This window comes from Kocuria sp. KRD140 (assembly GCF_017168375.1).
GTDB classification, from domain to species: Bacteria; Actinomycetota; Actinomycetes; order Actinomycetales; family Micrococcaceae; genus Kocuria; species Kocuria marina.
Genome location: NZ_JABFAW010000001.1, coordinates 286,533 through 298,937 on the forward strand (window position 1 = coordinate 286,533; position 12,405 = coordinate 298,937).

The window sequence follows — 12,405 nt, forward strand, 5'->3', positions numbered from 1 at the left end:
CGCCGTGACACCCGCGCCCCGAAGGCGATGACGACACGGACGCCTTACACACGAAAGATGACCCCGGCACCAACGGTGCCGGGGTCATCGCATGTCAACGGATCAGTTCTGCTGGGAGAGGTACTCCGCGACAAGGAACGCGATCTCCAGGGACTGCATGTGGTTCAACCGGGGGTCGCACAGCGTCTCGTAGCGTTCGGCGAACGAGGACTCGTTGACCGGGTCGGACCCGCCCAGGCACTCCGCGACGTCGTCACCGGTCATCTCCACGTGGATGCCGCCCGGGAACGTACCCAGCGCGCGGTGCACCTCGAAGAAGCCGCGGACCTCATCCACGACGTCGTCGAAGTTGCGGGTCTTGTACCCCGAGGGCAGCGAGACCGTGTTGCCGTGCATGGGGTCCGTGACCCACACGGGCTTGGCACCCGACGCCTCCACGGCCTGGATCACCGGGGGCAGCTTCTCGCGGATGTTCTTGGCACCCATGCGGGTGATGAACGTCAGACGACCCGGCTCGCGCTCGGGGTCCAGGGCATCGATGAGCCGCAGGGCGTCGTCGCCCGTGGTGGACGGGCCGAGCTTGACGCCGATGGGATTGCGCAACCGGGAGAGCAGGTCCACGTGCGCGCCGTCGAGTTCGCGCGTGCGCTCCCCGATCCACAGGAAGTGCGCGGATGTGCCGTACGGCAGGTTCGTGCGGGAGTCGATGCGGGTCAGTGCACGCTCGTAGTCAAGCAGCAGCGCCTCGTGACCCGCGAAGAACTCGGTGGTCTTGAGAGCGTCGAAGTCGGAGCCGCACGCGGCCATGAACTTCACCGCGTGGTCGATCTCGCGCGCCATGGACTCGTAGCGGGCGTATGCCGGGTTGGCCGCGAAGCCCATGTTCCACGCGTGCACGCGGCGCAGGTCCGCGAACCCGCCCTGGGTGAAGGCGCGAATCAGGTTCAGCGTGGACGCGGACGTGTGGTAACCGCGCACCATCCGCTTGGGATCGTGGACGCGGGACTCCTCGGTGAAGTCGAAACCGTTGACCATCTCCCCACGGAACGAGGGCAGGGTCACGCCGTCGCGGGTCTCGTCGTTGGACGAACGCGGCTTGGAGAACTGCCCCGCCATGCGCCCCATCTTGACCACGGGCAGCGACGCGCCGTACGTGAGCACCACGGCCATCTGCAGCAGCGTGCGCACCCGGGCCGAGATCTTGTCCGCGGTGGCACCGGCAAACGTCTCGGCGCAGTCGCCGCCCTGCAGGAAGAACGCCTCACCGTTGGCCACCTGGGCCAGGCGCGCGCGCAGCCGGTCGACCTCCCCCGCGAACACGAGGGGCGGGACGGCGTTGAGCTCCTGCATGCTGCTCGCGAAGTCGGGGTGCTGCGCCCACTGGGGGTGCTGACCGATCGTCTTGTCCCGCCACTCGTCCAGGCCGGGATAGTTCGCCGCGCTCGGGGAGGGGGACGACACGGTTCGGATCTGTTCAGGCAGGGTTATGGAACTCATTCGGACAGTCTAGGCGGATTCCTTGGGACCGCGCTCGTCCGTTCCGTCATGTGAACGTCCCTGCAGTTTGGCGCCCAGGTTGCTCGCCTGCTGGGACACGGCGTCCGTGACCGCGCGTCCCTTGTCCCGGGTGGCCTCGACGACGTCGCGGGCCTGGTTCTTGAGCGCTGCGGTCTTCTCCTCGGCGAGCGCGCGCTTGTGATCGGCAGCGTAGACGTCCGCCATCTCCTGGCCAGAGATCTTCTGGATCGCGGCCATGATCTCGTCCGTCACGCGGCGCATGGTCGCGTGGTCCCCGCGCCGGGACATCAGGTCCGAGAAGTCCATGGGCTCACCGAAGACCGTGGTGACCTTGGCACGGCGCGGATCCGGGAACCGTGAGCCCAGGGGCTGCATCTTGTCCGTGCCGAACATCGCCACGGGGATCACGGGGGCCCCGGTCTCCAGCGCGAGGCGGGCCACACCGATCTTCCCCTTGTAGAGCCGACCGTCCGGGGAGCGTGTGCCCTCCGGGTAGATCCCGATCAGCTTGCCCTCGGCGAGTGCCTGGCCACCGGCACTGAGCGATTTGGCGCTGGCCTTGCCACCCCTGCGGTCCATGGGGATCTGGTTGATGGCTTTGAAGAACGCGCCGATCACGCGCCCCTTGAGCCCGGGGGTCGTGAAGTACTCGGACTTGGCCAGGAAATACACCTGGCGCGGCACGGCCACGGGCATAAAGACGGCGTCCGGGACGGACAGGTGGTTGCTCGCGAGGATCGCGGGGCCGTGCTCGGGGACGTTCTCCAGACCCACCACGGTGGGTCGGCACACCAGGTTGACCACGGGGCCCACCACGTAGGTCTTCAAGAACATGTACACCATGAGCGGGAGCCCTTTCGTCATCGCGGGAGTCATCGGATGCCCGCGGTGGCCCGGCCGTGCACCGGTGCGCACACGCGGCACCGTGCCTTTGTTCCGCCACATTCTCTCACGAGTTCTCGCGGCGGCTGGCACAATGGCGCCATGTTCTCCGATCAGCAACTCCACGGCCCCCTGCACCTTCCCGGCTCCTCCTCCGTGGGGGTCCTCCTACTGCACGGCTTCACGGCCACCACGGCCTCCGTGCGGGATTGGGCGCACGCCGTCCACGAGGCCACCGACGACGCCGGAGCCCACCCGGGCGTGCGCGTCCCCCTGCTGCCCGGGCACGGGACGCAGTGGGAGGAACTGGCCGAACAACCATGGCAGGCCTGGCGGGACGCCGTGGACGAACAGTACTGGGCGTTGCGCCGCGAGCACGACCGCGTGGTCGTGGGCGGGCTGTCCATGGGCGGCGCGCTGGCCCTGCACACCGCAGCCCGGCGGGAGGTCGCCGGGGTGCTGCTCGTGAACCCCGCGCTGTCCCTCGTGAACCGGATGGCGCGGTTCAGTCACCTGCTGAGTCCCGTGGTCGCGTCCCTGCCCGGGATCGGTGGCGACGTCAAGAAGGAGGACGTCCTGGAGTCCACCTACGACCGCACGCCCCTCGCCGCCGTCGCGCAGCTGAACGTGCTGATGCACCGGACCGTGCGCATGCTCCCTGCGATCACCGCGCCCACCGTGGTGTTCCGTTCCGAGGTGGACCACATCGTCTCCGGGGGCTCCGCGGACCTGGTGGCCGAGCACAGTTCCGGGGACGTCCGCGTGGTCGATCTGCAGAACAGCTACCACGTGGCCACCCTGGATCACGATGCCCCACTGCTCGAACGGATCTCCCGGGACGCGGTCCAGCGGTTGTCCCGGGGCGAGCAGTTCCTCCCCGAGGACCCGTCGTGAGTTCACGCCAACCACCGGAGGACCCGTTCGAGCGGATCATCCGCGGCAACTCGTGGGACGACGTCCCCCGCGACGACGAGGACCTCGAACCGTGGGCCGAGGACTTCCCGTGGGAGCCCCGCGAGCAACCGGCCGAGGAGATCCCCGTCGAACTGCGGGACACCCGGGAGGACGAACGCTACGAGCCTGATCCCGGGCCCGTTACGAGCGGGATCTCCCCCGCCATGCTGCGCGCCCTGAGCACCGTGCTCGCGGTCATCGTGATCATGGTCGGACTCGCCCTGTTGCCCGGTCCCCTGCCCCCGGTTATGTGGCTGCTGGGCCTCGTGGGTCTGGTCACGGGTCTGTACCTGGTCTTCCGCGCGCTGCCGCAGGACTCCCCCGAGGACGACGACGGCGCCGTCGTCTGACGCGTCCGCGCGGCGCGTTCCAGCGGGACCGGCTCCCCGGACGCGGGCGTCTCCGCCACAATCCTGCCGGGGTCGCCGTCATGTGGTGGACACGTCCAGTATATGCCGGGAGTGAGGCGCGACACACAGTAGGCTGAGAGCCGTTCCCATCAGGAAGGTGCCCCTCCATGCGACGCGTCAGCGCCCCGGCCATCGTCGATCCCCTGCCGTACCCCGGCATCGCCCACATCCTCGCCGAACGCGCCGAGCAGAAACCCGACACGGTGCTGTACACCGTGCTCGCAGAAGGGCGCGAGCGGGACGTCACGGCGCGACAGTTCCGTGACGAGGTCGTGGCCCTGGCCCGTGGGATCGCCGCGAAGGGCATCCGCCCCGGCGAGCGCGTGGGCCTGCTGAGCCGCACGCGCTACGAGTGGACGCTCGTGGACTTCGCCCTGTGGTGGGTCGGCGCAGTGCCGGTGCCCGTCTACGACACGTCCTCCCCCGATCAGATCGCCCACATCATGTCTGATTCGCAGGCCGTGGCGATCTTCGTGGAGACCGACGAACTGGCCGAACGCGTGCAGCGGGCCACCGGGATCACGGAGTTCGCGGCCGCCCGGCGAATCTGCGTCTTCGACACCGCCTCCAGCGAAAACTCCCTGGAGGCCATGATCGCGGGCGGCGCCGACCGCACGGATCTGCAGACGCCCTACGACGGCGTGACCCTGGACGACGTCGCGACCCTCATCTACACCTCGGGGACCACGGGTGCGCCCAAGGGCTGCGAACTGACCCACCGCAATTTCGTGTCGTGCTCGCAGAACACCATCCCGGTGGCCGGTGCCGTCATGGCCGGGGGGTCCCGCACCCTCATGTTCCTGCCGCTCGCGCACGTGTTCGCCCGGTTCGTGGAGGTCACGTCCCTGGACGCCGGGATCACCCTGGCCCACACGCCGGATGTCTCCCACCTCATGGAGGACCTCGCCCGGTTCAAGCCCACGTTCATCCTGGCCGTGCCCCGCGTGTTCGAGAAGATTCTGGTGGGCGCGCGGTTCAAGGCCCAGACCGGTTCGCCCGTGAAGAAGCTGATCTTCGAGCGGGCCGTTGCGACCGCCGTCGCGTGGTCACGCGCCGCCGTGAAGGGCCCCGTGCCGCCGCTGCTCGAAGCCCGCCACCGCCTCTACGACAAGCTCGTGTACTCCACGCTGCGCCAGGCCATGGGCGGGGACGTGCGCTATGCCGTCTCCGGGGGTGCGAGTCTGGGCGACTACCTCGCGCACTTCTTCAACGGGATCGGTGTGTACGTGGTCGAGGGCTACGGGCTCACTGAGACGACCGCCCCCATCGCGGCGAACTTCCCGAGCCTCAACCGGCTCGGCACGGTGGGCCACCCGATCCCCGGCAACGAAGTCGCGATCGCCGCGGACGGGGAAATCCTCGTGCGCGGCGCCAACGTGTTCAAGGGCTACCACGGGCTGCCCGATAAGACCGCCGAGGCGTTCTTCGACGGTTGGTTCGCCACCGGGGACCTGGGCCACCTGGACGACGAGGGGCTGCTCACGGTCACGGGGCGCAAGAAGGAGATCATCGTCACCGCGGGCGGCAAGAACGTGATCCCCAACCAACTCGAGGACCCCATCCGCGCCTCCGCGACCGTGGGGCAGATCATGGTCGTCGGGGACGACCGCCCCTTCGTGGCCGCCCTGATCACCCTGGACCCCGAGACGCTGCCCAAGGTGCTGCCCGGACTCGGGCTGGATCCGCACATGAGCGTCGACCGGGCCGCACGCGAGGAGGCCGTCATCGACCACGTCCAGAAGATCGTGGACCACGCCAACGCCAAGGTCTCCCGCGCGGAGGGCATCAAGGCCTTCCGCATCCTGGACCGTGACCTCACGATCGAGGACGGCCACCTCACTCCGTCCATGAAGCTCAAGCGGGCCAAGGTCGCCCAGGACTTTGCGCGCGAGATCGAGGACATCTACGCGCGCTGACAGCCCGCCGACGCCGTGGGGTGCCCGGGCCAGGAACTGCGCTTCGCATACCGGGCTCCGGGGGCCCGGTTTAGTCCTCCGTGCGCTGCCCGGGGACGTCCAGACCCAGTAGCGCGTTCTCCACCACCTCCGCGAGCGCGGGGTGGATCCAGTACTGGCCGCGTGCCATTTCGTGGGCCCGCAGCCCGAAGGACATGCCCTGGACGAGCGGCTGGATCAGGTTGGAGGAATCGCGGCCGATGAGGTGTGCCCCCAGCAGCTCGCCGGTGCGGGCGTTCGCGATGAGTTTGCAGATCCCGGCGTGGTCCTCCATGGCCCAGCCGTAGGCCACGTCCCCGAAGTCCTGTTCCTTGATCGTGATCCGCTCGTCGTTCCGGGCGGCCCAGTCGCGGGCCTGGACCTCGGTCATGCCCACGGACGCGATCTGCGGTTCAGTGAACACCGCGGACGGCACGTAGCGGTGATCGGTCGCGCGCAGATCCTGCGGGTGCACCACGTTGTGGGAGACCGTGCGGGCCTCGGCGTTGGCCACGTGCTTGAGCTGGTACGGGGAGCACACGTCCCCGAGGGCCCACACGCCGGTCACGGGTTCCCCGTCCGAGAGCACACGCTGGTACTCGTCCACGGCGAGCAGACCGCCGCCGGTGACGTCCAGGTGGGCGGCTTCCGGGCGCAGCGTGTCCGCATTGGGGACGCGCCCCGTGGCCAGCAGGACGACGTCGGCGGTGCCGTCCCAGTGCTGTGCGGAACCGTCGGAGGCCTGCGCCGACACCGTCAGGCGGCCGTCCTCGGCACGCTCGATCCCGGAGAGCGTCCACCCGAGTTGTAGGTCCCACTGTTCGGCGGCCTCGCGCGTGAAGCGTTCGGCGATCGTGTCGTCGTGTTCGCGCAACAAGCGCTGCGAACGGTTGAGCTGGGTCACGGAGGCGCCCAGTCCGCGGAAAACGTGGCAGAACTCGGCGGCCACGTACCCGCCGCCCACCACGATGACGTCTCGGGGGAACTCGTCCAGGCGCATCACGGTGTCCGAGGTATGCACCCCGGGCAGGTCGGTACCCAGCACGTCGGGGATGCTGACCCGCGAACCGTTGGCCAGCACGATCTCATCGGCGGTGATCCGCTGCCCGGACTCGGTCTCGAGGACCTTGGGTTCCACGAAGTGCACGTACTCCTGGATCACCGTGACGTTGTCGAGCGACTCGCGGTACTGCAGCCCGTTCTTGGAGATCGCGTCGATCCGGGCGAAGATGCGATCCCGCATGCCGGGCCAGTCCACACCCTCGATCACGGCGTCCAGGCCCAGCCGTATGGCGTCCCGCGCTTGGTCCCCCACGGTGGCCGGGTACGCGTACATCTTGGTGGGGATGCACCCCACGTTCAGACACGTCCCCCCGAACCGGCCGGGTTCCACGATGGCGACGTCGAGGTCCGCGTACTCGTCTGTAAGGATGGAGTTGCCGGAGCCGGAGCCCACGATGATCAGGTCGAAAGAACGCATGTGCCCCATCCTAGGCCGCCGCCCCGCGCGTCCGAGGACAGGCGGGGCGGCGGGATCCGTCACTCGGGATCGATCACCAGCACCAGGTCCCCGCCGCTGACGTGCGCGGTGTCCGCAAGTGCCACGCGGGAGACCGTGCCCGAGACCGGCGCAGTGATGGACGCCTCCATCTTCATGGCCTCGATCGTGGCCACTGAGTCCCCCGCGGCGACCTTTGCCCCCTCGGAGACCGTGACCGTGACCGCACCTGCGAAGGGTGCCGCCACGTGCCCGGGCTTGGAGGTGTCCGCCTTCTCGGTCTCCACGGCCTGGGACTTCACCGACTCGTCGCGGATCTCGAGCAGGCGCAGCTGACCATTGAGGGTCACCATGACCGTACGCATCCCCTTCTCGTCCGGTTCGGAGATCGCCTGCAGGGTGACCAGCAGCCGCACCCCCTTGCCGAGCGAGATGACGTGCTCGTGGTCCTGTTTCAGCCCGTACAGGAAGTCGCGGGTGTGCAGGAGGGAGATGTCCCCGTACTTGGTGCGCGAGTTCTGGTAGTCGCGTGTGGGGCCGGGGAAAAGCAGCCGGTTCAGGGCCGCGCGGCGCACCTCGCCCGGCTGGGCGAGCTCCTCGACATCCTGCTCCGAGAGCTCCTCGTCCGCCAGGTGCACGGTGCGTCCCTCCAGCGCCTTGCTGCGGAACGGTTCCGGCCAGCCCGCGGGCGGGGTGCCGAGCTCGCCGGCGAGGAAGTTGATCACGGAGTCGGGGATGTCGAACTTGCGGGGATCGGCCTCGAACTCGGCGGGGTCCACGTCCATGCCCACGAGCTGCAGGGCGAGGTCGCCCACCACCTTGGACGACGGCGTGACCTTGACCAGGTGCCCCAGCATCCGGTCCGCGGCGTGGTACATGTCCTCGATCGCCTCGAACTTCTCCCCGAGCCCCAGCGCGATGGCCTGCTGGCGCAGGTTTGAGAGCTGCCCGCCCGGGATCTCGTGGCGGTACACGCGGCCGGTGGGCCCGGTCAGCCCGGACTCGAAGGGCTTGTAGATGGAGCGCACCACTTCCCAGTAGGGCTCCATGTCGCTCACGGCGTCCAGGTCAAGTCCGGTGTCCCGGTCCGTGTTCTCGAGCGCGGCCACGAGCGCGGAGCCCGAGACCTGGGACGTGGTGCCGGCCATGGACGCGGATGCGGCGTCGACGGCGTCGACCCCGGCCTCCGCAGCGGCGAGCAGCGTGGCGAGCTGCCCGCCCGCGGTGTCGTGGGTGTGCAGGTGCACCGGCAGATCGAAGCGCTCGCGCAGGGCCGCCACGAGACGCCGCGCGGCCTCCGGGCGCAGCAACCCCGCCATGTCCTTGATCGCCAGGATGTGCGCGCCGGCGTCCACGCACTGCTGAGCGAGGTCCAGGTAGTAGTCGAGCGTGTAGACGTTCTCCTGCGGGTCGAGCAGGTTGCCCGTGTAACACAGGGTCACCTCGGCCACCGCGGTGCCCGTGGCCCGCACCGCCTCGATGGCCGGGCGCATCTGCTCGACGTCGTTGAGCGCGTCGAAGATCCGGAAGATGTCGACGCCGGTCTCGGCCGCCTCCGCGACGAACGCGTTGGTCACCTCCACCGGGTACGGCGTGTACCCCACGGTGTTGCGCCCGCGCAGCAGCATCTGGATGGGGATGTTCGGCATCGCCTCGCGCAGCAGCCGCAGCCGCTCCCACGGGTCCTCCCCCAGGAAGCGCAGCGCAACGTCGTACGTGGCACCGCCCCAGGCCTCGACCGAGAGCAGCCCCGGCAGCAGGTGCGCGTACGCGGGTGCCGCCGCGAGCAGGTCGCGGGTGCGCACACGGGTGGCCAGCAGGGACTGGTGGGCGTCACGGAACGTGGTGGACGTCACTGCGAGCGGTTCGTAGTTCCGCAGGGTGCGCGCGAAGCCCTCGGGCCCCTGCTCCTGGAGCACCTGGCGCCAGCCGGAGGGCACCTCGTGGGAGGACGGACCGTCGAACGGGCTGCGGAAGGGTTCGTCCCGCTTGTCCCCCGGGTAGTGCGGGAGCTTGTCGCGCGGGTCCATGCCGTCGATGCGCTCGCCGTGGGGCTTGTTGACCGTCACCTCCGCGAGGTAGTTCAGCGCGCGGGTGCCGCGGTCCGCCGAGCCCTTGCCCTTGAGCAGGTCCGGGTGGTTCTCGATGAAGTCCGTGGCCACGTCCCCGGCCAGGAAGTCCGGATTGTGCAGCACGGCCTGCAGGAACTGGATGTTGGTGGCGATCCCGCGGATGCGAAACTCGGCGAGCGCACGGCGGGCGCGGTGCACCGCGGTGGTGTAGTCGCGTCCGCGGCACGTGAGCTTCACGAGCATCGAGTCGAAGTGCGGGGAGATCTCCGCGCCCGCGTAGAGCGTGCCGCCGTCCAGGCGCACACCGGCGCCACCGGCGGAACGGTAGGCCGAGACCTTCCCCACGTCCGGGCGGAAGTCGTTGGCGGGATCCTCCGTGGTGATGCGGCACTGCAGGGCGGCCCCGCGCACGCGCAGCGCGTCCTGCGAGATGCCCAGGTCGTCCAGGCTCTCACCGGCGGCGATGCGCAACTGGGACTGGACCAGGTCCACGTCCGTGATCTCCTCGGTCACGGTGTGCTCCACCTGGATCCGGGGGTTCATCTCGATGAACACGTGCTGCCCCGCGCGTTCCCCCGCGGTGTCCACGAGGAACTCCACGGTGCCCGCGTTGACGTAGCCGAGCTCTTTGGCGAACTTCACCGCGTCCCGGTGCAGGGCGTCACGGATCTCCTCGTCCAGGTGCGGTGCCGGGGCGATCTCGATGACCTTCTGGTGCCGGCGCTGCAATGAGCAGTCCCGTTCGAACAGGTGCACGATGTTGCCCTCATTGTCCGCGAGGATCTGCACCTCGATGTGCCGCGGACGCAACACGGCCTGCTCGATGAACACGGTGGGGTCACCGAACGCGGTGTCCGCCTCGCGCATCGCGGCGTCGAGCGCTTCCGCCAACTGTTCGGGCTTCTCCACGCGCCGCATCCCGCGGCCACCGCCACCGGCGACCGCCTTGACGAACACCGGGAAGCCGATCTTCTCCGCGGCCTCGATCAACGTCTCCTTGTCCGAGGAGGGGTCCGAGGACTCGAGCGTGGGGATGCCCGCGCGCCGCGCGGCCCGCAACGCCTCGACCTTGTTCCCGGCGAGTTCCAGGATCTCGGCGCGCGGACCCACGAACGTGATGCCCTCCGCCTCGGCCGCGCGCGCCAGGTCCGGGTTCTCGGACAGGAAACCGTAGCCCGGGTAGATGGCGTCCGCCCCGGACTCCTTGGCCACGCGCACAATCTCGGCCACGTCCAGGTACGCGCGGACCGGGTGGCCCTCCTCCCCGATGTGGTAGGCCTCGTCCGACTTCTGGCGGTGGATCGAATTGCGGTCCTCGTACGGGAAGACGGCAACGGTCTTGGCGCCGAGTTCGTACGCCGCTCGGAACGCGCGAATGGCAATCTCGCCGCGGTTGGCCACCAGGATCTTGGAGAACATGACTACCGTTTCCGCACGCGGCGCCCTGTGGGGCCCGCGCACTGAGTGAGGAGACGACTACCGGGACAGCTTACGTGAGCCACGCCTCGGTAGGGTAGCCCGGATGTCGTGTCCCCTGCGCCGGTCCAGGCAACATCCGCCGCTCGTGGTGACACCTACCGCTCATGACGACGACGCCGCGCGGCACCGCCCGGCCCGGCTCGCGACGTGCGGTGATCCACCCACTAGCATGGAACAGGCTGGTGGACAGCCCCCATTTCAGGTGACAGAAGGGTGATCCGTGCAGATCGTCAGCATCAGCAGCCTCAAGGGCGGGGTGGGCAAGTCCTCCGTGGTCCTGGGGTTGGCCTCCGCCGCTCTCGAAGCACACGTCCCCACGCTCGTGGTGGACCTGGACCCCCACGGCGACGCCTCCACGGCGCTCGGCGTCCACGCCCGCCCGGGGCACGAGGTGGGCACCGTGCTGCGCCGCCCCCGCAAGGGTGCACTGGCCTCCGTGGCCACGGCGTCCTCGTGGACCAAGCATCCCATCACCCCGCACACCGTGCCCGCGGGCCCGGGCGCGCCTGCCGACGGGTCATCGACCGGGGACGGCGCACGAGCCGTGCTGGACGTGGCACCCGGCTCCGCGGCGTCGTCGCACCTGGACCACGCCGCGTTCCGGAGCAAGGACCTCAAGCGTCTCGAGACCGCGCTGCGGGGACTGGCCCGCTACGAGCTCGTGCTGATCGACTGCCCGCCCACCCTGAGCGCGCTGACCCGCATGGCGTGGGCCGCGTCCCACAAGGTGCTCTCCGTGGCCGAGCCGTCCCTGTTCTCCGTGGCGGGTACCAAGCGCACCATGACGGCGCTCGCGCAGTTCGAGACCTCGCGGATCTGGGCCGTCCCGGAGGCCGGGGTGGTGATCAACCGCGTGCGCGACGACTCGGTCGAACAGCGTCACCGCATGCGGGAACTGCAGGAGTTGTTCGGACCGCTCGTGGTGGATCCCGTGCTGCCGGACCTGTCCGTGATGCAGCAGATCCAGGGGGCCGCGTGGCCCGTCCACCGCTGGCCGGGTGCCCCGGCTCAGGATCTCGCGCAGCGCTTCGGCACCATTCTGGCGGGCCTCACGCGCTGATCCCGCAACCCGCGGCGGCGGGGTGCGGTGGCGGGTCAGCCCGCGTTCTTCTTGCGACGGCGTGCGCGCCGGGCGGACAGCTCGTCCTCCGGGAACGGATCCGCGGCGGGGGCCCCGTCCAGGCTCGTGTGTTCGCCCGGCATGGAGGCCAGCGTGCCCTCGACCTCGCGCCACACCCGACCCACCGCGATCCCGAACACGCCCTGACCGCCCTGGACCAGGTCGATGACCTCGTGGGGGGACGTGCATTCGTAGACGCTCGCGCCATCGGACATGAGCGTCAACCGCGTGAGGTCCTCGATGTTGCGCAGCCGCAGCGCGCCCACCGCCGAGCGGATCTGCTGCAGGGAGACACCGGTGTCGAGCAGGCGCTTGACGACCTTGAGCACCAGGATGTCCCGGAAGCTGTAGAGCCGCTGCGACCCGGAACCCTTGGCGCCGCGCACGGTGGGTTCCACGAGATCGGTCCGGGCCCAGTAGTCGAGCTGGCGGTACGTGATCCCCGCGGCCTTGCACGCGGTGGGACCACGGAAGCCCACGGTCTCGTCGTAGCCGCCCAGGTTGTCAGTGAACAACATCTCCTGGGTGCCGCCGGCGA

The 12,405-nt window shown here is 69.4% G+C and carries 9 protein-coding genes; 4 read left to right on the plus strand and 5 right to left on the minus strand.

What is annotated here, in order from left to right:
* Positions 1–102 precede the first annotated feature (102 nt).
* The gene (locus tag J1M36_RS01255; protein ID WP_064845750.1) at positions 103–1,497 is read right to left on the minus strand and encodes a class II 3-deoxy-7-phosphoheptulonate synthase; all 1,395 of its coding nucleotides are present in this window, start codon (positions 1,495–1,497) and stop codon (positions 103–105) included.
* A gap of 9 nt (positions 1,498–1,506) precedes the next feature.
* Positions 1,507–2,382, minus strand: coding sequence for a lysophospholipid acyltransferase family protein (locus J1M36_RS01260; RefSeq protein ID WP_318281345.1), 876 nt, complete (start codon positions 2,380–2,382; stop codon positions 1,507–1,509).
* Between the two features lie 120 nt (positions 2,383–2,502).
* Here J1M36_RS01260 and J1M36_RS01265 point away from each other — a divergent pair, with 120 nt between their 5' ends.
* The 3 genes from J1M36_RS01265 to J1M36_RS01275 all read left to right on the plus strand — a co-directional run bounded on the left by J1M36_RS01265 (position 2,503) and on the right by J1M36_RS01275 (position 5,680).
* The gene (locus J1M36_RS01265) at positions 2,503–3,294 is read left to right on the plus strand and encodes an alpha/beta fold hydrolase (protein ID WP_206478422.1); all 792 of its coding nucleotides are present in this window, start codon (positions 2,503–2,505) and stop codon (positions 3,292–3,294) included.
* Positions 3,291–3,704, plus strand: coding sequence for a hypothetical protein (locus J1M36_RS01270; protein WP_035961177.1), 414 nt, complete (start codon positions 3,291–3,293; stop codon positions 3,702–3,704). Before J1M36_RS01265 ends, J1M36_RS01270 begins: the two co-directional genes overlap by 4 nt.
* A 167-nt stretch (positions 3,705–3,871) precedes the next feature.
* A complete protein-coding gene (locus J1M36_RS01275) occupies positions 3,872–5,680 on the plus strand; it encodes a long-chain fatty acid--CoA ligase (protein WP_206478423.1) in 1,809 nt (602 codons plus the stop codon).
* A gap of 70 nt (positions 5,681–5,750) precedes the next feature.
* Here the strand turns inward: J1M36_RS01275 and J1M36_RS01280 are convergent, their stop codons facing one another.
* Positions 5,751–7,178, minus strand: coding sequence for a mycothione reductase (locus J1M36_RS01280; protein WP_064845755.1), 1,428 nt, complete (start codon positions 7,176–7,178; stop codon positions 5,751–5,753).
* 59 nt (positions 7,179–7,237) lie between these two features.
* Positions 7,238–10,687: a pyruvate carboxylase gene (locus J1M36_RS01285; RefSeq protein ID WP_064845756.1), complete on the minus strand. Its 3,450-nt coding sequence runs from the start codon at positions 10,685–10,687 to the stop codon at positions 7,238–7,240.
* 280 nt (positions 10,688–10,967) lie between these two features.
* On the opposite strand from J1M36_RS01285, the gene J1M36_RS01290 reads away from it, so the two are divergent.
* A complete protein-coding gene (locus J1M36_RS01290; RefSeq protein WP_206478425.1) occupies positions 10,968–11,807 on the plus strand; it encodes a ParA family protein in 840 nt (279 codons plus the stop codon).
* 35 nt (positions 11,808–11,842) lie between these two features.
* Here J1M36_RS01290 and J1M36_RS01295 read toward each other — a convergent pair whose 3' ends face one another.
* Positions 11,843–12,385 (minus strand): MerR family transcriptional regulator, encoded by a 543-nt coding sequence (locus tag J1M36_RS01295; RefSeq protein WP_064845778.1) that lies wholly within the window; start codon positions 12,383–12,385, stop codon positions 11,843–11,845.
* Positions 12,386–12,405: the final 20 nt, after the last annotated feature.